Origin of the sequence: Methanothermobacter sp. THM-1, from assembly GCF_009914355.1 — an archaeon.
In the GTDB taxonomy this organism is placed as follows: domain Archaea; phylum Methanobacteriota; class Methanobacteria; order Methanobacteriales; family Methanothermobacteraceae; genus Methanothermobacter; species Methanothermobacter wolfei.
In genome coordinates this window covers 1,234,954-1,261,085 of sequence record NZ_CP044013.1, presented here as the reverse complement: position 1 = coordinate 1,261,085, position 26,132 = coordinate 1,234,954, and the positions used below count along the sequence as shown (strand labels likewise).

At 49.9% G+C, this 26,132-nt stretch carries 25 protein-coding genes, 2 tRNA genes and 1 pseudogene; 21 read left to right on the top strand and 7 right to left on the bottom strand.

What is annotated here, in order from left to right; translation table 11 throughout:
- Positions 1–137 precede the first annotated feature (137 nt).
- Positions 138–1,706: a phosphoglycerate dehydrogenase gene (gene serA, locus FZP57_RS06535; RefSeq protein ID WP_191216602.1), complete on the bottom strand. Its 1,569-nt coding sequence runs from the start codon at positions 1,704–1,706 to the stop codon at positions 138–140.
- Between the two features lie 109 nt (positions 1,707–1,815).
- Here serA and FZP57_RS06530 point away from each other — a divergent pair, with 109 nt between their 5' ends.
- On the top strand, positions 1,816–2,556 hold the full coding sequence (locus FZP57_RS06530) for a hypothetical protein (RefSeq protein WP_074359272.1): 741 nt from the start codon (positions 1,816–1,818) through the stop codon (positions 2,554–2,556).
- Positions 2,557–2,727: 171 nt separating this feature from the next.
- On the opposite strand, the gene FZP57_RS06525 is transcribed toward FZP57_RS06530, so the two are convergent.
- The gene (locus tag FZP57_RS06525) at positions 2,728–3,663 is read right to left on the bottom strand and encodes a transcriptional regulator (RefSeq protein ID WP_191216108.1); all 936 of its coding nucleotides are present in this window, start codon (positions 3,661–3,663) and stop codon (positions 2,728–2,730) included.
- 21 nt (positions 3,664–3,684) lie between these two features.
- Between FZP57_RS06525 and FZP57_RS06520 the strand changes: the two genes are divergently transcribed.
- From FZP57_RS06520 to FZP57_RS06450, 15 genes and pseudogenes are all read left to right on the top strand, one after another.
- Positions 3,685–4,977 (top strand): tRNA(Ile)(2)-agmatinylcytidine synthase, encoded by a 1,293-nt coding sequence (locus FZP57_RS06520; RefSeq protein ID WP_191216107.1) that lies wholly within the window; start codon positions 3,685–3,687, stop codon positions 4,975–4,977.
- 38 nt (positions 4,978–5,015) lie between these two features.
- Positions 5,016–6,335: an MmgE/PrpD family protein gene (locus tag FZP57_RS06515; protein ID WP_191216106.1), complete on the top strand. Its 1,320-nt coding sequence runs from the start codon at positions 5,016–5,018 to the stop codon at positions 6,333–6,335.
- 48 nt (positions 6,336–6,383) lie between these two features.
- A complete protein-coding gene (locus FZP57_RS06510; RefSeq protein ID WP_191216105.1) occupies positions 6,384–7,283 on the top strand; it encodes a U32 family peptidase in 900 nt (299 codons plus the stop codon).
- 4 nt (positions 7,284–7,287) lie between these two features.
- Positions 7,288–8,130, top strand: coding sequence for a fumarate hydratase (locus tag FZP57_RS06505; protein ID WP_074359267.1), 843 nt, complete (start codon positions 7,288–7,290; stop codon positions 8,128–8,130).
- A 19-nt stretch (positions 8,131–8,149) separates the two neighbouring features.
- On the top strand, positions 8,150–8,992 hold the full coding sequence (locus FZP57_RS06500) for a citryl-CoA lyase (protein ID WP_191216104.1): 843 nt from the start codon (positions 8,150–8,152) through the stop codon (positions 8,990–8,992).
- 224 nt (positions 8,993–9,216) lie between these two features.
- A complete protein-coding gene (gene ahaH / locus FZP57_RS06495) occupies positions 9,217–9,531 on the top strand; it encodes an ATP synthase archaeal subunit H (protein ID WP_074359265.1) in 315 nt (104 codons plus the stop codon).
- A 10-nt stretch (positions 9,532–9,541) separates the two neighbouring features.
- Positions 9,542–11,509, top strand: coding sequence for a V-type ATP synthase subunit I (locus FZP57_RS06490; protein WP_191216103.1), 1,968 nt, complete (start codon positions 9,542–9,544; stop codon positions 11,507–11,509).
- A gap of 5 nt (positions 11,510–11,514) precedes the next feature.
- Positions 11,515–12,003, top strand: a complete 489-nt coding sequence (locus FZP57_RS06485; protein ID WP_074359264.1) for a V-type ATP synthase subunit K — start codon at positions 11,515–11,517, stop codon at positions 12,001–12,003.
- 4 nt (positions 12,004–12,007) lie between these two features.
- The gene (locus tag FZP57_RS06480; RefSeq protein WP_074359263.1) at positions 12,008–12,628 is read left to right on the top strand and encodes a V-type proton ATPase subunit E; all 621 of its coding nucleotides are present in this window, start codon (positions 12,008–12,010) and stop codon (positions 12,626–12,628) included.
- Positions 12,629–12,644: 16 nt separating this feature from the next.
- Complete coding sequence (locus FZP57_RS06475; RefSeq protein WP_191216102.1) at positions 12,645–13,802, top strand: V-type ATP synthase subunit C; 1,158 nt, start codon at positions 12,645–12,647, stop codon at positions 13,800–13,802.
- Positions 13,799–14,119: a V-type ATP synthase subunit F gene (locus FZP57_RS06470; protein ID WP_074359261.1), complete on the top strand. Its 321-nt coding sequence runs from the start codon at positions 13,799–13,801 to the stop codon at positions 14,117–14,119. Before FZP57_RS06475 ends, FZP57_RS06470 begins: the two co-directional genes overlap by 4 nt.
- Positions 14,116–15,869, top strand: a pseudogene (locus tag FZP57_RS06465) (ATP synthase subunit A). The gene FZP57_RS06470 and the pseudogene FZP57_RS06465 overlap by 4 nt, the downstream one beginning before the upstream one ends.
- 2 nt (positions 15,870–15,871) lie before the next feature.
- Positions 15,872–17,263, top strand: a complete 1,392-nt coding sequence (locus FZP57_RS06460; protein WP_074359259.1) for an ATP synthase subunit B — start codon at positions 15,872–15,874, stop codon at positions 17,261–17,263.
- A 33-nt stretch (positions 17,264–17,296) separates the two neighbouring features.
- Positions 17,297–17,938 carry a V-type ATP synthase subunit D gene (locus FZP57_RS06455; protein WP_191216101.1) on the top strand — a complete coding sequence of 214 codons (642 nt, stop codon included), beginning with the start codon at positions 17,297–17,299 and terminating at the stop codon, positions 17,936–17,938.
- Entirely contained in the window at positions 17,938–18,321 is a 384-nt protein-coding gene (locus FZP57_RS06450; protein WP_238337872.1) for a DUF22 domain-containing protein, read from the top strand. The genes FZP57_RS06455 and FZP57_RS06450 overlap by 1 nt, the downstream gene beginning before the upstream one ends.
- 60 nt (positions 18,322–18,381) lie before the next feature.
- Here FZP57_RS06450 and FZP57_RS06445 read toward each other — a convergent pair whose 3' ends face one another.
- Both FZP57_RS06445 and FZP57_RS06440 read right to left on the bottom strand, forming a co-directional pair.
- On the bottom strand, positions 18,382–18,804 hold the full coding sequence (locus FZP57_RS06445; protein ID WP_147671653.1) for a hypothetical protein: 423 nt from the start codon (positions 18,802–18,804) through the stop codon (positions 18,382–18,384).
- A gap of 13 nt (positions 18,805–18,817) precedes the next feature.
- Positions 18,818–19,150 carry a hypothetical protein gene (locus FZP57_RS06440; RefSeq protein WP_147671654.1) on the bottom strand — a complete coding sequence of 111 codons (333 nt, stop codon included), beginning with the start codon at positions 19,148–19,150 and terminating at the stop codon, positions 18,818–18,820.
- Positions 19,151–19,212: 62 nt separating this feature from the next.
- Between FZP57_RS06440 and FZP57_RS06435 the strand changes: the two genes are divergently transcribed.
- Positions 19,213–19,620, top strand: coding sequence for a DUF61 family protein (locus FZP57_RS06435; RefSeq protein ID WP_147671655.1), 408 nt, complete (start codon positions 19,213–19,215; stop codon positions 19,618–19,620).
- A complete protein-coding gene (locus tag FZP57_RS06430; RefSeq protein WP_160323049.1) occupies positions 19,620–19,784 on the top strand; it encodes a hypothetical protein in 165 nt (54 codons plus the stop codon). Before FZP57_RS06435 ends, FZP57_RS06430 begins: the two co-directional genes overlap by 1 nt.
- Before the next feature lie 41 nt (positions 19,785–19,825).
- Here the strand turns inward: FZP57_RS06430 and FZP57_RS06425 are convergent, their stop codons facing one another.
- The 3 genes from FZP57_RS06425 to FZP57_RS06415 all read right to left on the bottom strand — a co-directional run bounded on the left by FZP57_RS06425 (position 19,826) and on the right by FZP57_RS06415 (position 21,171).
- On the bottom strand, positions 19,826–20,935 hold the full coding sequence (locus FZP57_RS06425; RefSeq protein ID WP_191216099.1) for an ATP-grasp domain-containing protein: 1,110 nt from the start codon (positions 20,933–20,935) through the stop codon (positions 19,826–19,828).
- Between the two features lie 26 nt (positions 20,936–20,961).
- A tRNA-Gln gene (locus FZP57_RS06420) sits at positions 20,962–21,033 on the bottom strand.
- A 66-nt stretch (positions 21,034–21,099) separates the two neighbouring features.
- A tRNA-Gln gene (locus FZP57_RS06415) sits at positions 21,100–21,171 on the bottom strand.
- 194 nt (positions 21,172–21,365) lie between these two features.
- Between FZP57_RS06415 and FZP57_RS06410 the strand changes: the two genes are divergently transcribed.
- From FZP57_RS06410 to brxC, 3 genes are read left to right on the top strand one after another with little or no spacing between them, the layout of a single operon-like run.
- On the top strand, positions 21,366–21,959 hold the full coding sequence (locus FZP57_RS06410) for a DUF1819 family protein (RefSeq protein WP_191216098.1): 594 nt from the start codon (positions 21,366–21,368) through the stop codon (positions 21,957–21,959).
- Positions 21,960–21,968: 9 nt separating this feature from the next.
- A complete protein-coding gene (locus tag FZP57_RS06405) occupies positions 21,969–22,550 on the top strand; it encodes a DUF1788 domain-containing protein (RefSeq protein ID WP_191216097.1) in 582 nt (193 codons plus the stop codon).
- A 24-nt stretch (positions 22,551–22,574) separates the two neighbouring features.
- Entirely contained in the window at positions 22,575–26,126 is a 3,552-nt protein-coding gene (gene brxC, locus FZP57_RS06400) for a BREX system P-loop protein BrxC (protein WP_191216096.1), read from the top strand.
- The last annotated feature ends 6 nt before the right edge of the window (positions 26,127–26,132 follow it).

Genomic DNA, 26,132 nt, shown 5'->3' with positions numbered 1-26,132 from the left:
GGATTCGGCCAGTAAAAAGTATTTTTCATTGATTCATGGGCATTCATCAAATGCAGGTGATTCCGGGCCCTTTCCATGGATTTCAGAATTATAAAATAAATTATATGTTGAATGATGCACCATCAGCTGTAGGGTAATTAAAGCTCTATTGATACCGCGTCATCAACGTTTTCCAGTTTCTTGATCTCCTCTATGACATCAGATGGCACGCTCTGATCCACCTTGAGGACCATGACGGCTTCGCCGCCGATTTCCCTTCTACCCACCTGCATTGTTGCAATGTTGATGCCGTGCTCACCGAGCTTGGTGCCTATGGCACCGATTGTACCCGGGAGGTCCCTGTAGCGTGCTATTATCATGGTGCCCTCGGGCTTCACATCAACCCTGTAACCGTTTATACCTATGATGGTGGGTTCCTTGATGTGGGTGGCCTCAACACTGAACTCGCCCCTGTCAGAGACGGCCCTGGCCATTATGATGGACCTGTAACCATCTGACTCGGACCTCCTGGCCTCCGTCACCATGACTCCCCTCTTCTTTGCAATTGAGGGCGCGTTTATCATGTTCACGGGCTCTGTGAGTATGGGGTTAAGTATACCCTGGAGCATGGTCCTTGTGAGGATGTCGAACTGCATATCCGCCAGTTCACCGCAGTAGGTGACGTCGAGCTTTTCTATGTTACCTGGTAGGGCCTGCACAAGGATGCTTCCAATCTTCTCTGCAAGTTCAAGGTAGGGCCTCATTAACTTGTAAGTCTCGGAGTCCATCACCGGCATGTTAAGGACGTTCCTGGGGGTTCCTCCCTGAAAAACCGTCTTTATCTCATTCGCGACGATTATAGCAGCATCCCTCTGGGCCTCTGAGGTTGATGCGCCGATGTGGGGTGTGAGGACCACGTTTTCAAGTTCAAGGAGGGGGCTTCCCTCAGGGGGTTCCTCCTCGAAGACGTCAAGGGCTGCGCCGGCTATTTCACCATCCTTAAGGGCCCTGTAGAGGGCTTCCTCATCGATTATACCTCCCCTGGCACAGTTCACAATGAAGGCGGATTCCTTCATCAGTTTGAACTCTTCATCCGAGATCAGGTGTTTTGTTTCAGGTGTGAGGGGCACGTGGATGGTTACTATATCGGATTCCCTGAGGAGGGTTTCAAGGTCTGTTACCGTGACACCCATCTCCTCGGCAGCCTCACGGCTTATGTAGGGGTCGTAGACCATTATGTCCATGCCGAAGGCCTTTGTCCTTACAACGACCTGTGAACCTATACGGCCCATGCCTATTATCCCGAGGGTCTTTCCGTTGAGCTCAATACCCATGAACCTGTTCTTCTCCCATTTACCCTCCTTAACGAATTTATCTGCAAGGGATATCTTCCTGGCAAGGGCCAGCATAAGGCCTATTGAGTGTTCGGCAACCGTTATTGAGGTTGATTCAGGGGCGTTTATCACCATCACACCCCTCTCGGTGGCGGCCTTCACATCAACGTTGTCAACGCCAACACCGGCCCTTGCGATTATCTTGAGCCTGGGGGCTGCCTCTATAACCTCACGCGTAACCTTTGTCCGGCTCCTCACAACGATGGCATCAAAGTCCTTTATTGTTTCAAGGAGTTCCTCAGGGGTTATGGTGGTGTTAACAACAACTTCCGCCACCTCTTCAAGTTCTGATATTCCCTTTTCATTGATGGAATCAGCAATAAGCACTTTCATCTCACGCATAATTATTCACCACACTTATCACAGTGATAGACATATAGAATGATATGGATAGAATCTATAGAGGTAGTGTATATTATAATTTTGGTTGGAGGAGCGGCTAATGTTCAATGGTTCGGTGAGAGTTGACGGAGTGGAGATGCCTGAGGCATTCCTTGGAAGCGCACCCTTTGTCGCTGCAGAGTACTTCGGACACCGTTCAAGGCTGTACCAGATGGATCTTAAGAGGAGGCCTGGAAACATTGCGAATGTCATGTTAGGGGCCTATGAGGCCGGTGTGAGGGGGTTTCAGCTGATCCCGGAGGACCCTGTCCTTGAGGCCCTTGTGATGGCGGCTGATGCCGGGTGTGAATTTGAGATCATGGGAACCCTGAGACCCGACCACTTCCAGGAGGACCTTGAAGTCCTCTCTGAACTCGGAGCCTCAGCAGCACTCCTTGATGAACACTACACTGATCTCATGCCGGCATCAGATGTGTCGGAGCTCCTTGATGAGATTGATGGGATGCTCAGGGGCCTTATAACAACCATGCCATCGGGGACCACCGTGAGGCTCCTTGAGGAGGGTGTTGATAACTTTGAACTCTACATGATACCCCTGAACCGTCTCGGTTACATGATGGACTTCTCCATGTTCCTTGAGGATGAACGAAGAAGGCTCGGGGAACTCCTGGGGGAACTCGGCCGGACGGTTGTTGCAGAGAAGGTCCTTGCAGCAGGGATACTGTCACCGGTGGAGGCCTTTGATTTCCTTGAAGGGATAGATTACGTTGACATGGTGACCCTGGGTGTGGCGTCACCTGCCGAGGCCCTTGAGACCTTCGGAGAACTCTTCGGGAGGTAGAAATGTACTGTTAACCTGTGAACTCCTTTAAGCTGATGGAACCCTTAAAATCATCCAGGTTATCTAATGATCAGCTGACCAGAACTCAGCTTAAAAATCAGGAAAAGTCAATTGCAGCGGGCAGCTCTGATTTCATTCTGCTATGGCTTTGAGGGTGTTCCTTCTGGGGGGTCAGTTGTAATCCTTTCTCTCTGCTATGGCTTTGAGGAATTCCCTGCTGCTCTCCATATCATTGATCTCCCAGCTCTTAATGACCGGGATGCCCTCAAGGTTTTCCTTTATCCTGGGGTTGTCGATTATGAAAACCGAGTCGGATCCACTGACCAGTGAAAGGTCCCTGAGGGGGATTGCCATCCTTTTAAGGGTCCTGGGGTCCCTCTCCTTTTCAAGGTTTGTTATAACCGTACTGTCAAGTTTAAGTTCCTTTGCTAGGGCATCGAAGGGCGTTTTACGGGTCTCGATCATGCCAAACCCTATATCCGCAAGCTTGCCTGATGGCTTTATCTCAATATCCTCCCTTTCAGGGGCCCCGAAGATGTCTATTGAGAGCGTTATCCTTATATCAAGTATCTGTTCCAGTATCATGGCTGTTTCAGGCGAGGCACGTGCAAGACCATTCTCATACTTGTATATGGTCTTTCTGGAGACATGGGCAAGGTCTGCCAGGTCCTTGAGTGAAAGGTTGTACTCCTCACGCACCCTCCTTAGGGTCTCCCCGTCGATGTGCACATAGTACCCTCCCCTGTCGGCGATTATCTCAGGGTATTCACCATCAACAACCATATTCCTGAAGGTTTCAGGTGCAACGACGGGGATGCCGTGCCTCTCATAGACCACATCCTCTTCAAGATACTCTGTCTTTGACTTAACACCCACAAGGAGTGGTGATGCAAGGAAGGTGTGTGCGATGGTCTTTATCTCATGGGCCTGCAAACTATTTATACCATCAATATTTACAAGGACCTTGAGCAATAATAGTAACAGCTTCCTCCTTGCCATGAGGTCAAAGCAGCTCCGCTCATATATACCGGAGGTTTCAAAGCCATTACTGGCAAGGAGCCCATGTATTTCCCTTAATACATGTTCCCTTCTAACAGATTTATCCAATTCAGATCACCAGGTGATGTGATGTGCAGAATTCATGTCGGTATAGATGACACAGATTCCCCCCAGGGAATGTGCACTACCTATGTATCATGTGTAATAATCCAGAAACTTAAAAGTTGCGGTTTTTCTCTTGAGGGCTACCCGCGCCTCATAAGACTCAACCCCTTCGCACCCCACAAGACCAGGGGTAACGGCGCCGTTGCTTTCACTGTGCTGGCAGCGTCATCAGGGGAGCTGGAAGTTATAAGGGACCTGGTCCTCAGGGAGGTGGAGGGGCTGGCTGAACTTGAGAACGAGAACACCAACCCCGGCGTAGTCTTCCATACAGGGGAGATCACCCATGAGATGAGGGATTTCTCCCTCAGGGCAATAAGGAGTATACTTAAAATTGATGATGCCCGGCGTGTTGCAGAGAAGGCAGGGGCGGAGGTCCATGGCTTCAAGAAGGGAAGGGGTATTATAGGGGCCCTTGCAGCCATAGGATGCCCCCTGGATGACAGGACCTATGAACTCCTCACCTACAGGGTCCCTGAAAACTATGGCAGGCCCCGCCGCATCGACCCCGACTCTGTGAGGAGGATGGATGAAATCACGGGGGATGAAACCTTCGATAACATTGACGGTGATTACCTTGCAATCGAACCCCACACACCCTGCCCCATACTCTACGGTATAAGGGGGGAGTCCCCTGAGGTCCTCATGAAGGCCATGGAACTTGTTGAGGTGGGCGAGGAGATCGAGAGGTTCTGCATATTCGAGACAAACCAGCACACCGATCAGCACATCCAGGAGGCTGACAGGATATCTGAAATGGAGGCCTTCGGATGTTACCGTGTCAGTGGGAGGGTCAGGGACACCCCCAGGGTCATCGAGGGGGGTCATGTCTTCTTCACCCTGGCCGATGATTCGGGTGAGATTGAATGTGCCGCCTATGAACCCACCAAGGACTTCAGGAGGGTGGTCCTTGAACTTGTACCCGGGGACGTCCTGACGGTCTACGGGGGTATAGGGAGACACGGGACCCTCAACATTGAGAAGATGAAACTTGAAAGGGCAGCCGAGCTCTATGTTGAGGAGAATCCCCTCTGCACCTGCGGCAGGAGGATGAAGTCCGCCGGCAGGGACAAGGGATTCAAGTGCCCTTCCTGCGGCAGGAGGGTAAGAAATTCCAGAAAGGTTAAGAGGGTCCTTGAAAGGTCACTGGTGGAGGGATACTATGAGGTCCCCACATGTGCAAGGAGGCACCTTTCAAAGCAGCTTGTGAGGATGGGGATCAGGGGATGCGGTGTTAATAAAAAACCACAGCATTCATAACAATCACGGTTATATTTAAAGGCAACATAGTAGGACCAATGATAACCCGAAGGCTTGCAGAGTTCACATCATCAATCTCATACAGTGAAATACCATCAGATGCCACTGAAATGGCCATCACATGCTTCCTGGACTTCCTTGGCGTCTCGCTGAGGGGTTCCGGTGAGAGGAGCAGCAGGATAGCCATGAAGGCCCTTGGCCCCGGTGAGGGTGAATCAACCATCATCGGACATGGATCCGGGGCACCTGAAAGGGCAGCCCTCATAAACGGGATATCCGCCCACAACCTTGACCTGGATGACGGCCACCGCCTGGCAAGGATGCACCCCGGCGCATGCGTCATCCCGGCAGCCCTCGCAGCCGCAGAGTACATGGACCTTGAATTCAGGGACCTCATCACGGCGATGGTGGCGGGTTATGAGGCGACGATCTTCATGGGGATACTTGTAAACCCTGCTCACAGGATGAGGGGATTCCACACAACAGGGACCTGCGGGGCCATTGGCGCTGCAGCAGCAGCATCAAGGGTAATGGGCCTTGACGCTGATGAAACAGCATGCGCCCTTGGACTTGCAGCAACCCAGGCCGCAGGGCTCCTGGAATCCGACCATGCAGGGACAATGGCGAAACACCTGCACGCAGGGAGGGCGGCCCAGTCAGGAATCATATCAGCCCTACTGGCATCCGAAGGGTTTACAGGCGCAGAATCAGCAATCGAGGGCCGTGAAGGATTCTTGAGGGCCATGTCGGATGGGTCGGATGCAGGGATGCCTGAACTGGGCGCCTTCCATATAAGGGGTGTTTACCTCAAGAGGTACCCTGTATGCAGGCACCTGCACCCGGCGCTTGATGCAGCAGCAGACATCATGGCAGCCAGGGGCTTCATGGCCCATGAGATAGAATCAGTCACCGTATCAACCTATGATGTTGCGGCGGAGCATGATAACTACTCACCCGACACCATTGAAGCCGTCAGGCAGAGCCTCCCGGTCTCCCTGGCGGTTCTCCTTGAGAGGGGGGAGCTGAGCGTTGAAAACCTTCAGGACGCCTTTGATGTGGGTGAAACAGCATCAAAGATCACCGTAAGGAAAGACCCCCTGATGGAGGGGTGCGGTGACAGGAGGCCCGCGGAGGTCACGGTCAGACTCAAAAACGGCGAGGTACACACCTGCCGCAGGGACCTGCCGGCTGGTGAACCAGAGGAGCCATTCACATGGGAGGACGTGGTTGAGAAGTTCTCCCGGCTCAACCCGGGTTACCGGATGGAGAAACTTGAAATCCTGCAGGAAAACCCATCAGTAACCGTCCGTGAACTCATGGATGGACTTGAACTGAAGCAGACTCCCTCAGACGTCTGATGTTTTACAGGAGTGATGCAGGGTTAGAATGAAATGGAGGTGAAGTATTTGGAAGAAACCCGCAGATACCTTAACAGTATCGGGATAGGGGAGCCTCATCTCGCTGAATCCGAGAAGAGGTTCGGTGACGGTGGACAGTACAGATTTGAGGTTCCAGGGATACAGAAACCGGGCGCCATGAGGGTCCTCATCGATGCAATGGAAGAGAACGATGTTAAGGTCCACAGGATCACCCAGACGAAGGGTATAATGCTCCTGACAGACACCGAGATCCAGGAGATGGTGGACCTTGCACTTGATGCAGGTGTTGAGCTCTTCCTGAGCGTGGGTCCAAGGGCAACCTATGACACCAGCGCCTCTGCAAGGACACCTGAAGGCGCCAGGATAGGCTACAGGCTAAGGGGATACGATAACCTTGTCTATGCAGTGGAGGATGTCAGGAGGGCCGCGGACCTGGGTGTCAGGGGCATAGTGGTCTATGATGAGGGCCTCCTCTGGGTGCTTGGAAGGATGCGCGGGGACGGGGAGCTTCCAGGCGACATGCACTTTAAGGTTTCAGCCCACTGCGGCCATGGAAACCCTGCATCCGCACGTTTACTCCAGGATATTGGCGCCGATTCAATTAACCCTGTAAGGGACCTGCAGGTACCTATGCTGGCATCAATAAGGCAGGCCGTGGACGTATCTATCGATGTGCACACCGAAAACCCCAGGTCGTCAGGAGGATTCATAAGGCACTATGAGGTCCCTGACATCATAAGGTACGCCTCACCAGTGTACCTGAAGACAGGGGGATCCGTTGCAGGGCACCATGGATGGGACACCACCGAGAGCCAGGCCCGTGAAAGGATAAGGCAGGTGGTCCTTGTAAGGGACATGATAGAACGCTACTACCCCGAGGCTGTCCTTTCATCAGGGGGGGAGCTCGCATTACCCTCACGGAGATGATAGATTGGACCTTGCAGCCAGGGTGCGTGATGCCGTTATCTCTGCAGGTACAGGTTACTCCCCGGACATCATGAGGGCATATGAGAGGGCCCTTGAAGTGGAGGAAGATGATAAATCTGCGTGGATACTTGAGCTTCTGATTGAAAATGCAAGGATAGCAGAGAGGGAGGGAAGACCCCTCTGCGATGACACCGGCATACCCCACCTGATGGTTGAGGTGGGGGAGGACGCCCTTCTACCGGCGGGCTTCTTCAGCTTCATCAGGAAGGGTGTTGAGGAGGGCCTGAGGAGCCTTCCGGGGAGGCCGATGGCTGTACGGGGGGATGAAATTGAAAGGATAGAGCAGAGCCGCGGCCTATATGATGACCCTGCAAAACTCCCGCCGGCGCCCTTCCTTGTGGAATCAGTGCCCGGGGACGGCGTCAGGATCCATGTGCTCATGCTTGGAGGAGGCCCCGAGATAAGGGCGAGGACCAGGAGGGTTTTCCACAGGCACAGTTATAGAAAAGTATTTGAGGAAGTTCTAACATGGATGAAAACAGAGGTCCCGATGCTTGGATGCACACCATGCATACCTGTTCTGGGTGTCGGGAGGACTCATTTTGAAGCCACATCCCTGATGCTCAGGGCGATGGCAACAGGAAACCTTGATGAACAATCAGAAATCGAGGAATACATTACAGAATCCCTTAACAGGATGGGAACAGGGCCCCTGGGTCTTGGGGGATCCACAACAGCCCTGGGATCCATGGTGAAGGTCGGGCCGCAGCGTGCCAGCGGTGTTAGAATAGTCTCCATGAGACTGGCGTGCTGCGTGGAACCCAGAAGGGCTACAATAGAACTTTAAATCTCAGTGAGGTGGATGAATGGCGATAGGGAAGGAATCACTGGAAAACGTATTCAGGGTGGGTTCCCCAAAGTGGAGGACTTCTATTACTTGTGTTGAGCCTAATCGTATTGTTACCAGGGGTTATTCTCAGGAGGAGCTTATTGGTGGTGTTTCTTTTTCTGAGATGGTGTATCTTCTGATCAGGGGTGAGCTTCCCTCTGAGAATGTGGCCAGGATGCTGGAGGCTGTTCTGGTTTCCTTCTGTGATCATGGTGTTACTCCTCCCAGTACTCAGGCTGCGCGTATGATTGCTTCTGCCGGTTCTCCGGTGCATGCCTGTATCGCCGGGGGGCTCCTGGCCTTTGGTAAGAACCATGCAGGGGCCATTGAGCGTTCCATGAAGCTCTTCCAGGACACCATCTCAAAATGCAGCTGTGAGGATGATATACCCTCTGCTGCCAGGGAACTGGTTGACGACCACCTCAGGAGGAACCGGAGGATTCCTGGTTTCGGTCACAGGTACCATAACGCCGATCCCCGCGCCATCAGGCTCCTTGACCTGGCCGAGGAGTACAGCTGCATAGGACCCCACACCCGCCTGGCTATGGAGGTCCAGGAGATACTTGTTGAGGAGAAGGGCGTCCGGATGAACGTTGACGGCGCCAACGCAGGAATACTCTCGGACATGGGATTCGACTGGAGGACAGGAGCAGGATTATTCATGATAGGACGCCTGCCAGGACTCATATCCCACGTATACGAGGAGAAGGTCAGGGAACCCGCCTTCAGGAAATTCTTCGACATCGAAGAAATACACTACGACGGAGAAGAAGAGAAGGATCTCCCGGTGACCACGGACTCAGAGCCGATGCCGGAATAGTCCTGATGATGCAGTGCCGGTCCAGGGGTCACCATATGCCATAAGAATCTTCAGTATCATTCAGGAGGATAATCAATTTCATCTGATAATCTAATTAACCAAGGGAGGGATTATGAAGGCTTTGTTAATGAAATAAATTTGGTTGAATATCATAAATTTCCGAATGAAATAGTAAAAGATAAATATACCACAAAATAGACCTTTGCATTATAAGGGTGGTTTAAATGACAACGATATCGGAAGCTATCACTACCATAAAAAAGGCTGAAAATGATGCTGACGGGTTAATACATGATGCCAGAGATGAATCATCCCGCCTCATTGACAGTGCCAGGATAGAGGCCCAGGAGCTCCTGGAAAAGGCAGAGAAGGAAGCCACTGAGAAGGGCGAAGAGCTCATAATGGAGGCAGAGGAAAGGGCGAGGAAAGAGGCCATCAGCATTTCAGGGAAGGCAAAGCGTGAAGTTGAAACCATGAAATCCGCGGCCATGGGCAGGGTCCCTGAGGCTGCCAGTCTTATTGTGAAAAGTATCTTGTAGCGTGAGTAACATGTTTCTACCGGCAAGGATGCGAAAACTCAAAATCATAACCCTGGATCGGTACTCGGATTCAGTGGTTCGTTCCTTGCATGAGGAGGGAATAACCCAGATCGACGACATATCAGAGCGCATCCAGCAGGATGCAGAGTGGGCTCAGATACTGAAACCCTCAAGGGCAACACCATACACAGGGAGAATATCATCCCTCCTCATGAAGACCAGCGGTATCCTGGACTTCCTTGGCTCAGTGGCAGCCGAGGAGAAGGGTCTCAGGGATACCATCAAGGAGTTCATCAACCCCCCGGTATTTGAGAAGAGGGAAGTTGAGGAACTGGACACAGAGGCCCTCATAGAAAGGGCCGAGGACATCCTGGGAAGGGTCGAGTCAAGGACCAGGGTTATGGAGGAAAAACTGAACGAGCTTGATTCAGAAAAGGCAAACGTTGAATCAGGCCTTAGCGTTGCAGAGAAATTAACAGCATTTGATATTGATTTTGGCGATCTCCATGATTCAAAGTACATAACTGCAATAGCCGGCAGGATGCCCCTGGAGCAGTTCGCCGACCTTGAAGAGAAACTATCGGAGATCACAGACGAGTTCCTGATCTTTGATGCTGAGGCAGATACAAAGTCAGAGCGCACGGTGATCATAATAACCCTCAGGAAACACGGAGACAAGGTCGCGGCACTCCTCAGGAGAATGGAATTCGAGAGGTTCGAGATCAGCGAACTCAGGGGAAGACCATCAGAGATAATCTCAAACTCCAGGAACCGCCTCAAAGAGATTAGTGAGGAGCGAAGGGAGATCATCACAGGGCTCAGAGAGGTTAACAGGGAATGGGAGGATGAACTCCTGGTCCTTAAGGAACAGCTTGAAATCGAGAAGGAAAGGAACGAGGTGTTCTCCCTTTTCGGTGAAACAGAGAAGACTGTGATGCTGGAGGCATGGGTACCCCTCAAGGAGGCTGAAAGGGCCATCAGCATAGTCGAGGAGGCATCCGAGGATCACTGCGTCACCGAGCTTGAGGAACCCGACCCTGATGAGGTCCCGGTGCTCCTTGATAACCCCCGCTTTGCAAGGCCCTATGAGAACTTCGTTGAGATGTACTCACCCCTCAGGTACAATGAGATAGATCCCACGGTCTTCATAGCCTTCGTGTTCCCATTCTTCTTCGGATTCTGCCTTACAGATGCAGGATACGGTATATTCGACGCACTCATAGGTTTAATACTCTACAGGGGACTTGGAAAGGTTAACGGGTTCATGAGGGACTTCGGTATAATACTCATGTCCTGCGGGGTCTGGGCCTTCATCCTTGGAATGGTCACCAATGGTTTCATCGGCGACTTCTTCCCCAGGTTCCTTAACATCAAGCTCCCGACGGTCATCCCCGCCATCGATGCGTTCGTTAACCCCCAGAACATACTCATAATGGCCTTGGCCGTGGGGGTGCTGCACATAAACTTCGGTCTCATCATCGGTGCAAGGAACAACATAAGGCTCGGGAACATGAGGGAGGCCCTGGGTTCCCAGATAGTCTGGCTGATACTTGAGCTTGGCATAATCCTCTACATATTCGGAGGCATGCTGCTGGGCGCCCCGCTTATCGTGCTGGCATTTGCAATGCTGCTCTACTACAACGGGCTCTTCGGCCTTATGGATGTTTCAGGGTTCCTGGGGACCCTGCTATCATATGCAAGGCTCCTGGCCCTCTGTCTATCAACGGGGGGTATAGCCATGACAGTGAACATCCTCACGGGCCTCAGCTATGACATGATACCCGTCGTGGGAGCCGTGCTGGCCCCGGTGATATTCGTCTTTGGGCACCTGGCCAACAACGCCTTCCAGAGCCTCGGTGCCTTCATAAACTCACTTCGTCTACACTACGTAGAATTCTTTGCCCAGTTCTATCTGGGCGGTAAAAACAAATTCAATGCATTTTGTGCTGAAAGAAACTTCACTAAGATAAGGAGGTAATTAGAATGGTTGAAATAGCATTAGGAACAGCTTTAGCAGCCATAGGTGCTGGAGTTGCAGTAGGATTTGCAGGTCTCGGATCAGGATTAGGTCAGGGGATAGCAGCCGCAGGAAGTGTGGGTGCAGTTGCAGAGGACCCTGACATGTTTGCGAGGGGTATTATATTCTCAGCCCTTCCTGAGACACAGGCTATATATGGTTTCCTGATAGCCATACTCCTACTGGTGTTTTCAGGTCTCCTTGGAGGAGGAAAACCACTGGATGTCACCGCGGGGCTCGTTGCTGTGGGTGCAGGTGCAGCCATAGGGTTCGCGGGTCTTGGTTCAGGTATGGGTCAGGGTATAACATCAGCATCATCAGTCGGCGCGGTTGTTGAGGACCCTGACATGTTTGCGAGGGGTATTATATTCTCAGCCCTTTCTGAGACACAGGCTATATACGGTTTCCTGATAGCCATACTCCTCATGGTCTTCGGCGGAATCCTAGGAGGCTAAATAGATGAGCTCCGGAGCCGAAAAAATTGTCTCCAGCATACTTTCAGAGGCTCAGGCAAAGAGAGATGCTATCATTCAGGAAGCTGAAAAAGAAGCTGCCAGGATACGTGAAGAAGGCGAGAACAGGGCCAGGATGGCTGCTGAACGCATACTTGAATCAGCCAGGAAACAGGCTGACATGAAGTACCAGCAGATAATCTCAGAGGCAAAGATGAACGCCCGCAGGGCGGAGCTGGAGGCAAGGGAAGAAGTAATACAGAGCGCATTCGAGAAGGCTGAAGATGAACTCAGGAAGCTCTCATCAGAGTCCTCAGAGGAGTACCTTAAAGCCCTGAGGGAGATGATAAAGGAGGCTGCAGTTGAGATAGGCGGCGGCGACCTCATCGTGAACCTCAGAGAGGAGGATTCAGGAAGAGTAGGGGACCTTGATGGCATAGCAGCCGAAGTGGAAGCTGAAACAGGTAAAAAAACAACTCTGGAAGTTGGAGACAGCATCAAAACCATTGGAGGAGCAGTAGTAAAAACCAGGGATGGTCTGGTGGAAGTCAACAACACAATAGAGGCCAGGATGTCCAGGTTCAGGAAGGCTCTACGTTCAGAGGTGGCCAGGGTCCTGTTCGAATAAAGAGGGGAGATGACAGATGGCTGACAGCATCACAACAATTGTAACAGCGCTTGGATTCCCATCAGTAGAATCTTTTATAGGCCTGCTCCTGGTAGGGGGAGCAATAATAGGTGCTATCGTGGTGATAGCAACCATAAGGCCTATATTAGATTTATTCCCCTTCGCATACCCTAATGCAAGAGTCAGGGCAAGAATAGGACGCTTAATAAATGAAAAACAGTTCTCAGAGATCCTTGAAACAGAGAACCTTGAGGAGTTCATGAACTACCTCAGGGGCCTCCCTGACTATGCAAAATACGTGGACCGCTTCCCGGTTGAAAAGGCCCTTGAAAGCCAGCTTGCAGAGACCTACGAGACAGTATCAAAGATTGCACCGGCCTCAATAAGGGAGCCCTTCAGGGTTAACCTTAAAAAATGGGATATAAGGAACATCAAGAGTCTGATAACAGCCAAAGACGCAGGTCTGGGCGCGGAAGAAACACTCAACCTCCTGGTGCCCTTCGGTGAAATCTACGAAACCCTTGAGGCACTAACAGACTCGGAGACAGTCCAGGATGTTGTGGCAGGACTTGAGGGAACAGAGTACGCCCAGGTACTGGAGGACGCCCTCTCCGAGTACGGCGAAACAGGCATGATCCTGCCCCTTGAGGCAGCCCTCGACAGGTACTACCTTGAAAACATGATGAGGGCGGTTGGAAGTCCATCAGACGATAACACGAAGCTCCTGCACACCTACTTCGGTACACAGGTGGACATCTCAAATATAAAGATAATACTCCGTGCAAAGGCAGATGGACTCAGCTACGATGACATAAGCCCCTACATGATACAGGAAGGCTACCAGTTAAGGGAATGGAAACTCAAGGACCTCATGGAAGCAGAGGATGTCAGCGGCGTTATAAGCGGACTTGAAGGGACAGACTACGGTCCGATGCTCTCAGAGGCCCTCTCAGAGTACAGTGCAACAGGATCAATCTCGGTATTTGAAAGGGTCCTTGAAGAGAACCTCAACAGGATGGCAAGGAACTTCGCACTCAAGAAGCCCTTCGGAGTCGGCCCCATGATAGGCTTCCTGAGCAGGAAGGAGGTTGAGGTGAGGAACCTCAAGGTCATTGCAAGGAGCAAGAGGGAGCCAGGGTTCCCTGAATCAATGGTTAAGGAGATGTTAGCATGACTTCAGGTATTGCAGTGGTTGGTGACAGGGACACGGTAACAGGGTTCAGGCTTGGAGGTGTCAGGGAAGGATACGTTGTTGAAGGCCCTGACGAAGCAGAAGAAACAATAAGGAATCTCATAAAGGAAGATTTTTCCATAATAATAATCACAGAAAAGATTGGTGATGAACTGAGGGAATTTATTGAGGAAACCACAAGTTCAAGCGCATTACCAATGATAATAGAGATACCAGACAAAACAGGCCCCTCAGAACGCGAAACCGATCCATTGAGGGACCTGATTAAAAGAGTTATTGGGGTTGAGATGGTAAAATGACACAGGAAGGAAGAATTATAAAGATAGCGGGTCCTGTTATCATCGCAGAGGGGATGAGAGGATCCCAGATGTATGAAATGGTTAAGGTGGGTGAAGACAAGCTCATAGGAGAAATCATTGAACTTGAAGGGGACACGGCAACAATCCAGGTCTACGAGGAAACAGCAGGTATCAAGCCAGGGGAGACCGTCGAGAGGACAGGCGGGCCCCTGTCAGTGGAACTCGGACCTGGAATACTCAGTTCAATCTTCGATGGTATACAGAGGCCCCTGGAGGACATAAAGGCACTCACCGGCGACTACATCGAGAGGGGTGTGGATGTACCGTCCCTCCCAAAGGACAAGAAATGGACCTTCAAGCCACTGGCACAGGCAGGTCAGATGGTTAAGGGCGGGGACATCATCGGTGAGGTTGATGAGACATCATCAATCACACACAAGATAATGATCCCCCGAACGTTGAGGGTAAACTCCTAAGCATAGCACCCCAGGGCGAGTACACGGTCCTTGATGACATAGCAGAGGTTGAGACAGATAAGGGTGTTGAGAAGATACAGATGCTCCAGAAGTGGCCTGTAAGGAAGGGAAGGCCATACAAGAAGAAACTCGACCCTGACGTGCCCCTCATAACAGGTCAGAGGGCCCAGGACACATTCTTCTCAGTTGCAAAGGGCGGTACAGCAGCCATACCAGGACCCTTCGGTTCAGGTAAAACCGTCACCCAGCAGCAGCTTGCGAAGTGGGCCGACGCAGACATAATCGTCTATGTTGGATGCGGTGAGAGGGGTAACGAGATGACAGAGGTTCTCAAGGAGTTCCCTGAACTCGAGGACCCCAAGACCGGAAACCCCCTCATGGACAGGACCGTGCTCATCGCCAACACCTCAAACATGCCCGTGGCTGCGAGGGAGGCCTGCGTGTACACCGGTATAACCATAGCCGAGTACTTCAGGGACATGGGCTACGACGTGGCCCTCATGGCAGACTCCACCTCAAGGTGGGCCGAGGCAATGAGGGAGATCTCAGGAAGGCTCGAGGAGATGCCCGGTGAAGAGGGTTACCCTGCATACCTGGCCTCAAGGCTTGCACAGTTCTATGAACGTGCAGGAAGGGTCATCACCGTGGGTTCAGAGGACAAGGTGGCCTCTGTCTCTGTTGTCGGTGCTGTTTCACCACCAGGCGGGGACCTCTCAGAGCCGGTTACACAGAACACCCTCAGGATATGTAAGGTGTTCTGGGCACTTGACGCATCCCTTGCAGATAAGCGTCACTTCCCATCCATCGACTGGCTGCAGAGCTACTCACTCTACGTTGACAGTGTTGAGGACTGGTGGGCAAAGAATGTGAACCCTGAATGGAGGTCCGTGAGGGACGAGGCAATGGTACTCCTCCAGAAGGAAGCGGAGCTCCAGGAGATAGTCCAGCTCGTGGGACCTGACGCCCTGCCTGACAGGGAAAGGATAACCCTTGAGACAACAAGGATGATAAGGGAGGACTTCCTCCAGCAGAACGCCTACCACGAGGTTGACACCTACTGCTCCCCATCAAAACAGTTCGAGATGCTCAGGACCATCATAATGTTCCACAGGAACGCAACAGCAGCCCTCGAGAAGGGCGCGCCTGCAGCGGACCTCATAGGGCTCCCTGTCAAGGAGGACATAGGGCGTATGAAGTACATACCCGAAGATGAATTCCCCGGAAGAATCAAGGAGATCCAGGAAAGGATCGTCAAGGAATGTAGTGAGGTGTGAAGATGAACGTAAATATCAAGACCCGTGAATACACCACAGTCACAGAGGTCTCAGGTCCTCTCATGATAGTTGAGGGTGTTGAAGGGGTTGCCTACAGTGAGATAGTCGAGATTGAAACACCCACAGGTGAAAGAAGAAGGGGACAGGTACTTGAAGTTAAGGAGGACCTTGCGGTTGTACAGGTCTTCGAGGGTACCAGCGACCTCAACACAGAGACAACAAAGATAAGGTTCACAGGCGAAACAGCCAAGATAGGCGTCTCCCTTGACATGATGGGCCGCATATTCGACGGTACAGGTAAACCCATAGACGGCGGACCCGAGATCATACCCGAGAAGGAGCTTGACATCAACGGAAGCCCCATGAACCCGGCTGCAAGGGAGTTTCCTGCTGAGTTCATCCAGACAGGTATATCAACAATCGATGGGATGAACACCCTTGTCAGGGGACAGAAACTCCCTATATTCTCAGGTTCAGGTCTCCCCCACAATGAACTGGCGGCCCAGATCGCAAGGCAGGCGAAGGTTCTGGCAGAGGAGAGCGAATTCGCGGTTATATTCGCGGCCATGGGTATCACCCACGAAGAGGCAAACTACTTCATGAGGGACTTTGAACGTACAGGGGCCCTTGAACGTGTTACGGTGTTCATGAACCTGGCAGACGACCCTGCAATTGAACGTATCATCACCCCGAGGATGGCACTGACAACCGCCGAGTACTTCGCCTTTGAACATGACATGCACGTCCTGGTCATACTGACGGACCTTACAAACTACTGTGAGGCCCTCAGGGAGATCTCAGCTGCAAGGGAGGAGGTGCCTGGAAGAAGGGGTTACCCAGGTTACATGTACACCGACCTTGCAAGCCTCTACGAGAGGGCAGGGCGAATAGTGGGCAAGGAGGGTTCAATCACCCAGATGCCAATACTCGTGATGCCTCAGGACGACATAACACACCCGATACCTGACCTTACAGGTTACATCACCGAGGGCCAGATCGTGCTGAGCCGTGACCTCCACCGTAAGGGTATCTACCCGCCAGTGGATGTTCTACCATCCCTCTCAAGGCTCATGAGTGGGGGTATAGGTGAGGGCAGGACACGTGAAGACCACAGCGGTGTCTCAGACCAGCTCTACAGTGCCTACGCCGAGGGGCGTGACCTCCGTGACCTCATGGCTGTTGTGGGTGAGGAGGCCCTCACAGAGAGGGACAGGAAGTTCCTCAAATTCGCCGATGAATTTGAGAAACGCTTCATCACCCAGGCACGTGATGAGGACCGCTCCATAGAGGAGACCCTCAACCTTGGCTGGGAGCTCCTGTCACTCCTGCCAAGATCCGAACTCAAGAGGGTCCGCGAGGAGCACATACCCAAGTACCTCCCGGGTGCCGAATAAACACCCAACATATTTTTTCAGGAGAGGTAGCAGATGGCACAGGAAATGATTGAGGGGATCAACCCAACGAGGATGGAGCTCCTGAAACTCAAGCAGCGGGAGAAACTCGCTGTTAAGGGTTACAGTCTCCTCAAGGAGAAGAGGAACGCCCTTATCATGGAGTTCTTCAACATCCTTGAGAGGGTTAAGGGTTCCCGTGAAAAGGTGGAGGAGCACCTCAGGGAGGCCTTCAGGGACCTCACAGAGGCCCAGGTACTCATGGGTGATGCCGCAGTTGAGAGGGCCGCAATGTCAGTGAGGGAGTCAGTGGAGGTTGACATAGACTCAAGGAGCATAATGGGTGTCGTCGTCCCTGTCGTGGATGCCCGCGCAACCAGAAGGACAGTGGTTGAGCGTGGCTATGGCCTTGTGGACACATCAGTTAAACTTGACGAGGCAGCCAGGAAATTCGAGGAGTCCCTGGCACTCATAATAGAACTCGGTGAGATCGAGAAGACCATAAGGCTCCTTGCCGGTGAGATAGAATCAACCAAGCGAAGGGTCAACGCCCTTGAGCACATAATAATCCCGAGACTCAAGAACACCGTCAAGTACATTGAGATGAGGCTCGAGGAGATGGAGAGGGAGAACTTCGTCAGGTTGAAGATGATCAAAAAATCCATGGAGATGGAGTGATGGTTAGGATACTTACAAGGCTCGGTCAGGTCCGTGAGGCCGAGGAGAGGTATAAGAGGGAGCTTGTTGACTTCAGGATGGGTGAGGTCTACGGCAACCTCAGAGCCATCATTGCAGACGAGGATGTTGAGGTGAGGGCCGGCGAGGCAAAGCCCGTGAAGATAAAGGAGATCAGCATACCTGCAAACCACATAGTCTTCATGTGTGCCTACGCCACGAACCCCCTGGGTCATCCAATAGCGGCCGGGGAGGAGACACCCCTGCCAATAAGCATGGACCGTAAGGCTGACCATGCTACCTTTGTGGCTGCAGTGGATGGTAAAATAAGCAGGAACGACCTCCTGGGAGTCCTCATAATCCTCCCTGTTGAGCTAACCCACTAATCTTTTTTTAATTTAAAAGAGTCTATGGTTTTATAGTTCATAGAGTAAAAAAAGGATCTTTTATCCAAGAAATGACTTCATTAACTCATAGAGTTCAATCATAAGGTCCTCGGTGTACTCCAGGAGTTCCCCTGTGTACTCCAGGAGTTCCCTGTAGGTTTCAATAAGGGCATCACGGTTTCTATGGAGCTGTCTCATGGCCTTTGTCTGGGCAGCTGCAGGGTTACCTGTTATTATTCTTTTAAGTGCGGATGAGTTCTCCTTGAGGCACTCAACCTCACTTCTTATCTCTGCCATCCGATCCAGGTAGTAGATTTGAGCCCCCCGAATATCCCTCTTTATTCGCTTCCGGATCTCAAGTAACTGTTCTCTCCTCTCAGTGAGTTCCATGAGGGATTTTCTGGTTGATGCGATGGTTGATGTGTCGATTTCACTGAAGTCTGCAAGTTCCATCAGGATGTTCCGGTAATCCTCTGGATCCATCACCCACCACCCATCAGCCAAACTGGATCCTTACCTCTATCAGGCCGTCACTGACACGGGTTTCGGTTTCAATCTCCTCGTTCTCCTTTTCAATTTCACGTATACGGTAGAATATGTTGGTGAGGGCGCCTGTCCTGAATACGCCTGTCCTGTTATCTGGCTTGGAGGATATGAGGAGGATTGAAACACCATCATCTGTTATCTTAACGTTGTAGTTAACCCCATTTATGTATATGCCGTCGGAGAGCCTCAGAAGAAGTTTTATGTACTTTATGGGGAGTCCGCTGCTACTTATTATCTCCTTTATCTTATCATTTTCCCTGCACTGCTCTATATCAATATCCAAGGTCCACCCTCCATCCAGTTAAGATATTAATCTTTTATAGAATATAAAACATAGCCTATACGATGAGAGGTGACAGGTCAGACAGGCTCATAAAGAAGGAGATCTTCAACCTCAACAAGCACCTTCCATCCAGGAGAAAGACCCTGGAGGAGCTCATGGGGGAGGACAAACCCCACGTCATTGGTTCTGATGGTACGAGGCACAGGTTCAAGTGGGCTGAACTTGAGGAGCTCAGGGACATGCTGACCCCCCAGGAGGCACGCCGTTTGAGGTTACCCATCTACATTGAGATAGAATCGGATACATCCGGTGCAAGGATAGCTGGTGAGGTTGAGGTTAAGGTGGTAGGTGAGGTTCTTGGCAGGGATGATGAGGGGGATGAGATCTACATCTACAGGCCCGAGATCAGGGTGTTGAGGGCGAGGTTTCCAACGGCAACACAGTACATATTCCTTGTGAGGGAATTTTAATGGAGGTTGATGATGTGAGTAAGGATCCGCTTAAGGAGTACCTTAAGGACCCGGATAGAAGGGCGAAACTCTTCCTTTTAATGACAGGCGGCATGATTCTGAGCACAGTGCTCATAACCATAGGCACCATAATACTGATACTCCTGCTTCTCGGCATAATATAACTATAGGTTTCATTTTCTGACCAGAAACACTCAGGTGCACCCTATTTTTTCAGGCTTATTACGGGGTTCAGTCTTTCCTGGACCATTGAGCACATCATGGATGCAGCTGAAAGTGCCCTTTCAGGGGTTTCATCTGCAGCCAGCACAGTTACTAGGGGCTCGCCCTCCTCAATTATTGCACCGGGAAATGGGAGGTCATGGACCCCGGGGATTTTTATCTCACCCACCATGCACCTTGAGGGGGCGTAGAGTATCCTCTTAACAGCATACCTGAGAGGTTCCGGCTTTTCAATGAGCTCACCCATACAGGCCATCACATGGGCCTCGGTCATGTTTATACCAAGAGATGCCTCTGCACACTCAAAGGTCCCCTGGATGCGGGGGTTCACCTCCACAACATACACTTCGGAGCCCTGAATTATGAAGTCGACACCATTGGAGCCCCTGAGTGAGAGGTCAAGTATGAGGTCCTCTGCCATCTCCTCAATCACGCCACGGGGCCCGGGTGTTATGTTACCGGCGTAGATGAACTGGCCCTCAAATCCAGGGATGTCCCTTTTGATGATCTGTCTGCTTGTAAGTACCGTCAATGCCTCAGAACCCGTGGATAGCACCGAGGCACTCACAGGCACGCCCTCAATGTACTCCTGCAGCAGGAAATCGCCGCTGGCCTCATGGAAATCCATCACACCGAAACCCCCGGCACCCCTCACGGGTTTTATGAGGTACCTCTTCTCCCCACCGGATACGATCTCCAGTGCTTCCTCGGGGTCAGTGATGAGGTGGGTCTCTGGAGTGGGGTATGAGTTCTTTATCCTCCGGTAGAGGCGGTACTTGTCCTCAACGTGGTCTGCCCGTGTGTTACCCAGCACCTTATCCTCTGGGAGTCCAGGGGCCCCTGTGAGGGGTATTATGCCATCAACCATTTCCATGAAATCCGATGCTGCTTCGAGGAGTTTCTCTGTGCTGAAGTTCTCCTGGAATCTCCCGCAGCTTTCACCCCTTCGCTCCTGGAGGATGCACCTCCTCTCCGTGTATCCACGAAAGTCCAGGGTGCAGTAGTAGGATGCAGAGTAGACACTGTAACCCGCCCTGAAGGCTGATTCAGCGACGGGTCTTGTGTTGACACCTATTATGAGAAGTTTTTCCATTCTAGACACAGAATAAGTTGATTTGATAGTCCCGAGCGGAGTCGAACCGCTGTCGCCGGGTCCAAAGCCCAGCAGGATTACCACTACCCCACGGGACTATGACAGTTAATAGGTGGTGAGGTTCATAATAAATAGGTTTCGATAAAAAGGGGGTTTTGGGGGGATAGTCCCGAGCGGAGTCGAACCGCTATCGATGGATCCAGAGTCCATCAGGATTGCCATTACCCCACGGGACTGTATGTGAAAAACAGTTCATATCGGCAGAATAAGTGTTAAGCGAAAGCCATATAAATAGTTTGCGGTTCGATTATCAAGTTGATATTGAGTAATCCTAGTCGTAATAAGGGTGGTGTCTCTTATCATGTTAAGGAAATTCATTAAAATTTAAACCGAAAAACTTTAAGATGATGCTTGATAAACCAGAACATTGATGAAGTACAGTGCAGGTATTGTTTCAAAATCATTCTGGTTTTTAGAATCACGCAAGACCGCCAGATACATAATTGAAGGTTTAAAAAGACAGGATATAATTGAATTGGCCGTTAAAGAAAACATATATCAGGTAGAATCAGAATACAGGGCCAGAAGAATGGCTAGTTCGATATATCAACGGTTGAAAAGTCTGCCTGAGGATGTCCTCAAATTACTCGTGGAGGCGGATTCTGAGACTTCAAGAATAATCGTTTTAATTTCGATTATGAAGACGGACCGTCTCTTCTTTGAATTCATGCATGAGGTATTCAGAACCAAGATAATAACGGGTGATCACATTCTCGAGGATAGGGATCTCAATATTTTCTTTGAGGAAAAGAGGATTCAGAGTGCAACAGTTGATAAATGGGTTGATTCAACCATAAAAAGATTGAAATCCGAGTATATAAGAATGTTAAGGGAAGCGGGTCTCCTTAGATATAAGGGAGATAAAAGAGAAATATTGAAGCCGTTCATCGATTCTGCTGCCAAAAAAAGACTTATGAAGGAGGATATGGCTCCATATTTCAGCACTTTAGCAGGAAGAGTGTAGGGTGACCAGATGTCAGAAATCCACGAAAGACTTGATATGATCGAACTGAAGATAAAGGATCCGGCATTTCGTGAAAACAGGGGCCTTGGTAATGAGGTTGGCTACTACATATTTGATTATGATCCGCGGTATGAACTCGAGGTCCGCAGTTACATTTCATATCTTCGGAAAAAAATCAATGAAAACCCAAACCACCCATTCAAAATCGCTGAATTTGACCTCTATGAAATCATAATCAGCATACTTAAGGAAAAGGGGTACCTATCTAAGACATTTGAGTTTGAGGAGAAGAAGGGAAGTGAATATGCAAAAAAAGCCGTAAACAAATTACTAAAACTTGGAACAGCCTCAAACCTGATTGTCTCCCACATTAAAGAGAACACTGAAGAAAACTCCGTTGTCTTTCTGACTGGAGTCGGGAAGGCCTATCCTATACTCAGGTCCCACAATGTCCTCAACAATCTCTATGAGGTTATGGATAATGTGCCGGTCATTCTATTCTTTCCGGGGAGGTACTCCGGGTCTGAACTTATACTCTTTGGAACAATCCATGACAACAATTACTACAGAGCTTTTCCTCTAGTTGAATAGTGGGATTTGGTAGGGTGAACCAAAATGAAAATTGGAGAAATGTTTGAAAAACCCATTGATAGGGATATCAAGGGTGTTATAAAGGTGGGGCAGGATGATGAAGAGAGCATCTACCAGGAACTCAATGAATATGTTGTGACAGCTGAATTATCAAAACATTTCCGCGAATTTTTTGAAAACTATAAAAAGGGGATAGATGGTCAAACCGATGAAATGGGGGTATGGATCTCGGGCTTCTTCGGAAGCGGTAAATCACACTTCCTCAAGATACTCTCATACATCCTCGAAAACAGGGAGGTCAGGGGAAGGAGGGCCATTGACTTCTTCCTTGAGGATGGGAAAATAACTGACCACACCATAATTGCTGACATGGATCTTGCAACCTCAGTCCCCACTGATGTCATACTATTCAACATAGCATCCAAGAGTTCAGGGACTGAGAGCAGCAGGGACCCGATACTTGACGTTTTTGTGAAGGTATTCAATGAGATGAGGGGATTCTGTGGCGAAATTCCATTCCTAGCTGAAATGGAGAGTAAACTGGATTCTGAGGGGTTATTTGATGATTTCAAGGCAAAGTTCCTTGAAATAAATGGAAATGATTGGCTCAGTGAACGTGAGGATTTCTACTTCATCCAGGATGATGTAGTTGAAGCACTCTCAAGTATAAACTATATGAGCCGGGAGGCAGCAAGGAACTGGGTCGAGAAGGCTGAAGACAACTACTCAATCTCCATAGAGAAATTCGCAAAGATGGTCAAGGAATACTGCGACAGCAGATCTCCAAAACATCATGTGGTCTTCCTTGTTGATGAAATAGGACAGTACATAGGTGATGATTCAGGGCTCATGCTCAACCTCCAGACCCTCGTAGAGGAGCTTGGCATACATGGTAAGGGAAGGATATGGGTTGTGGTCACCAGCCAGGAGGACATAGATTCAATCATAGACGTTAGAAAAAACGACTTTTCAAAGATCCAGGGACGTTTCAAAACCCGTTTATCACTGACATCAGTCAACGTGGATGAGGTCATCCGAAGGAGAATTCTGAAGAAAAATGAGTCAGGAAGCCAGACCCTGGAGGCCCTCTACGATAACAAGAACGCCATACTGAAGAATCTTATAAGTTTTTCCTCTGATACCTCAGAGAAGAAGATGTACGTTAATGGTCAGGACTTTGCCGAGGTTTACCCATTCATACCCTACCAGTTCAATCTTCTTGGAGATGTGCTGACCTCCATAAGAATACACGGAGCATCAGGGAAGCACCTTGCAGAGGGGGAAAGGTCGATGCTTGCACTCTTCCAGGAGGCCGCAATTTCCATCATGGAGGAGGAAGCAGGTGCTCTGGTGCCATTTAACAGGTTCTATGACTCACTGGACAGATTCGTTGATCACACCCACAGCTCAGTCATCAAGAGGGCAGCCAATAACGATAAACTTGATGAATTTGACGTTGAAGTCCTGAAGGTTCTGTTCCTGATAAAGTACGTTAAGGGAATAAAGGGTACTCCAGAGAATCTCACCACCCTCATGATTGAAAATATTGATGATGACCGTGTCGAGCTCAGGGAAAAGGTTGAGAAATCACTGGGAAGATTACTCAGGGAGACACTGATACAGAAAAATGGCGATGTATACTCATTTTTAACCGACGATGAGCAGGCTGTCTGGAGGGCAATCAAACAGGAGAATGTGGAAATAGGGGAGATTCTGAATGAAACAGCCAGGATAATCTTTGAGGATATCTACGAAGATAAAAAGTACCGTTACAATAAGCGATATAACTTCCCATTCAACAGGGCAGTCGACGACATCTACTATGGGAAACAGCATGCAGAGATAGGGGTTAGAATCATAACACCCTACCATGACATTGGGTACCCTGAGGACAGTGGACAGACAACCCTATCCCCCCACTCAGATAGACAGAGACTCACCATGGCCCTCAGGGCGATGTCTGAGGAGAAAAATGAGGCCATATTCTACCTGGGCGATAACGCACCGTTCCTGGCTGAAATCGAGGAGTTACTCAAAATCAAGAAATACCTTACCCGGGAGATGGCGTTTGATGATAAATCAAAGGCGACCATCATCAACACCATAAACGAGGAGAGGGACGAAAAGAATCAGCGAATCAGGATCTCAATAGAGAATGCACTTAAGGTGTCAGAGGTGTATGTTAAGGGTGACCGGGTGGATATCAATGACAGAAACCCTTCTGAAAGGATAAACAGCGCCCTTGAGAAACTTGTAAACAAGATATACTCAAAACTTCCTTACATGGAGTTTTCCCCGGTGGACTCTGATATACTTGAAATCCTGAGGAGGGCCAAAAATGAGACACTCACAGAAAAGCCGGAAACCAGGAACCAGAATGCAATTGATGAAATAATGGATTACATTGAAAGACAGACGAGAATACACGCCAAACCATCACTCAAAACAGTCTTTGACCGATTCAGAAGACCACCATACGGTTACATTGACGACGATATAGCATGGCTCATAGCAGTTATCTTCTCCCAGAGGAAGATATCCCTTGAGAGGAAAGGCCAGAACCTATCCTTAAGGGACTACAATCCAAATGACTTCCGGAGGTTCTTAAAGGAAAGGCGTTTCCATGAGGAGATACTGATTGATAAAAGGGAAAGCATCCCTGAATTCAAAATTAAATCAGTGAGGGAGGTATTCAGGGATCTCTTCAGCGAAACCCTATCCTCTGATGATGAGGATGTCATTATGGGGGAGTTCCAGAGGAGGACAGCGGATAAACTGAATGAGCTCGGCGAGATATTCCGGGAATATCAGAATGAAAAAAGGCTTCCCGGAAAAAACATAATAGACGAGGCAGCGGAAATGCTCAGGGAAGTCTCAGATTTAAGTTCAACCAGGGAATTCTTTGATTTCATCCACAATAATAAGGAGGAATTACAGGACTTATCTGAGGAACTGGAACCTGTAATTAAATTCTTTGAAGGAAAACAGAAAGAGATATTCGAGAGGGCCTGTGAGGATATTGATCTCTACGAGAAAAACAGGAACCTCCTTGAAAGCCATGAACTCAGAAACATTGCAGATAGAATCAGGGAAATAATCGAAATGGAAACCCCCTACTCAAAGATACCTGAACTCCCAGATTTATCCACTAAATTTGAGGATATCCACAACAGCGTTCTGGAGGAAAAAAGGGCTCCGGTAAGGGGGTACCTGAAAAATAATCTCAAAGAACTACTTGAACAACTTGAGTCCATGGGAATTGATGAAAAATTCGAATCAGATATCCGGAGGAGCTTCAGGGACCTGTGTGATAAACTGAAACGCTCAGAGTTCATACATGAAATAAACGGGATAAAGGACGAATGCGACAAAATTACAGAATCATTCCTCAATAGAATAAAACCCGATAAGGGGGATGAAACCCCTGAGGAGAAAAGGGTGAACATAAGGGACATCATAAACAGCGGCTTCATAACCATAAGGAAAAAAGAGGATATAGATGAACTCGTCACCAAAATCAGGATGCGCTTAGAGGATGAACTTGACAGTGAAACTGTCATAACTCTTAAAATTTAACGGGGG

What these genes read in the sequence shown, in the direction of transcription:
- serA (WP_191216602.1), bottom strand. Translation starts at nt 1,706, where the DNA reads ATGAAAGTGCTTATTGCTGATTCCATCAATGAAAAGGGAATATCAGAA.
- FZP57_RS06530 (WP_074359272.1), top strand. Translation starts at nt 1,816, where the DNA reads ATGTTCAATGGTTCGGTGAGAGTTGACGGAGTGGAGATGCCTGAGGCA.
- FZP57_RS06520 (WP_191216107.1), top strand. Translation starts at nt 3,685, where the DNA reads ATGTGCAGAATTCATGTCGGTATAGATGACACAGATTCCCCCCAGGGA.
- FZP57_RS06515 (WP_191216106.1), top strand. Translation starts at nt 5,016, where the DNA reads ATGATAACCCGAAGGCTTGCAGAGTTCACATCATCAATCTCATACAGT.
- FZP57_RS06500 (WP_191216104.1), top strand. Translation starts at nt 8,150, where the DNA reads ATGGCGATAGGGAAGGAATCACTGGAAAACGTATTCAGGGTGGGTTCC.
- ahaH (WP_074359265.1), top strand. Translation starts at nt 9,217, where the DNA reads ATGACAACGATATCGGAAGCTATCACTACCATAAAAAAGGCTGAAAAT.
- FZP57_RS06490 (WP_191216103.1), top strand. Translation starts at nt 9,542, where the DNA reads ATGTTTCTACCGGCAAGGATGCGAAAACTCAAAATCATAACCCTGGAT.
- FZP57_RS06485 (WP_074359264.1), top strand. Translation starts at nt 11,515, where the DNA reads ATGGTTGAAATAGCATTAGGAACAGCTTTAGCAGCCATAGGTGCTGGA.
- FZP57_RS06480 (WP_074359263.1), top strand. Translation starts at nt 12,008, where the DNA reads ATGAGCTCCGGAGCCGAAAAAATTGTCTCCAGCATACTTTCAGAGGCT.
- FZP57_RS06475 (WP_191216102.1), top strand. Translation starts at nt 12,645, where the DNA reads ATGGCTGACAGCATCACAACAATTGTAACAGCGCTTGGATTCCCATCA.
- FZP57_RS06470 (WP_074359261.1), top strand. Translation starts at nt 13,799, where the DNA reads ATGACTTCAGGTATTGCAGTGGTTGGTGACAGGGACACGGTAACAGGG.
- FZP57_RS06460 (WP_074359259.1), top strand. Translation starts at nt 15,872, where the DNA reads ATGAACGTAAATATCAAGACCCGTGAATACACCACAGTCACAGAGGTC.
- FZP57_RS06455 (WP_191216101.1), top strand. Translation starts at nt 17,297, where the DNA reads ATGGCACAGGAAATGATTGAGGGGATCAACCCAACGAGGATGGAGCTC.
- FZP57_RS06450 (WP_238337872.1), top strand. Translation starts at nt 17,938, where the DNA reads ATGGTTAGGATACTTACAAGGCTCGGTCAGGTCCGTGAGGCCGAGGAG.
- FZP57_RS06445 (WP_147671653.1), bottom strand. Translation starts at nt 18,804, where the DNA reads ATGGATCCAGAGGATTACCGGAACATCCTGATGGAACTTGCAGACTTC.
- FZP57_RS06435 (WP_147671655.1), top strand. Translation starts at nt 19,213, where the DNA reads ATGAGAGGTGACAGGTCAGACAGGCTCATAAAGAAGGAGATCTTCAAC.
- FZP57_RS06430 (WP_160323049.1), top strand. Translation starts at nt 19,620, where the DNA reads ATGGAGGTTGATGATGTGAGTAAGGATCCGCTTAAGGAGTACCTTAAG.
- FZP57_RS06425 (WP_191216099.1), bottom strand. Translation starts at nt 20,935, where the DNA reads ATGGAAAAACTTCTCATAATAGGTGTCAACACAAGACCCGTCGCTGAA.
- FZP57_RS06410 (WP_191216098.1), top strand. Translation starts at nt 21,366, where the DNA reads ATGAAGTACAGTGCAGGTATTGTTTCAAAATCATTCTGGTTTTTAGAA.
- FZP57_RS06405 (WP_191216097.1), top strand. Translation starts at nt 21,969, where the DNA reads ATGTCAGAAATCCACGAAAGACTTGATATGATCGAACTGAAGATAAAG.
- brxC (WP_191216096.1), top strand. Translation starts at nt 22,575, where the DNA reads ATGAAAATTGGAGAAATGTTTGAAAAACCCATTGATAGGGATATCAAG.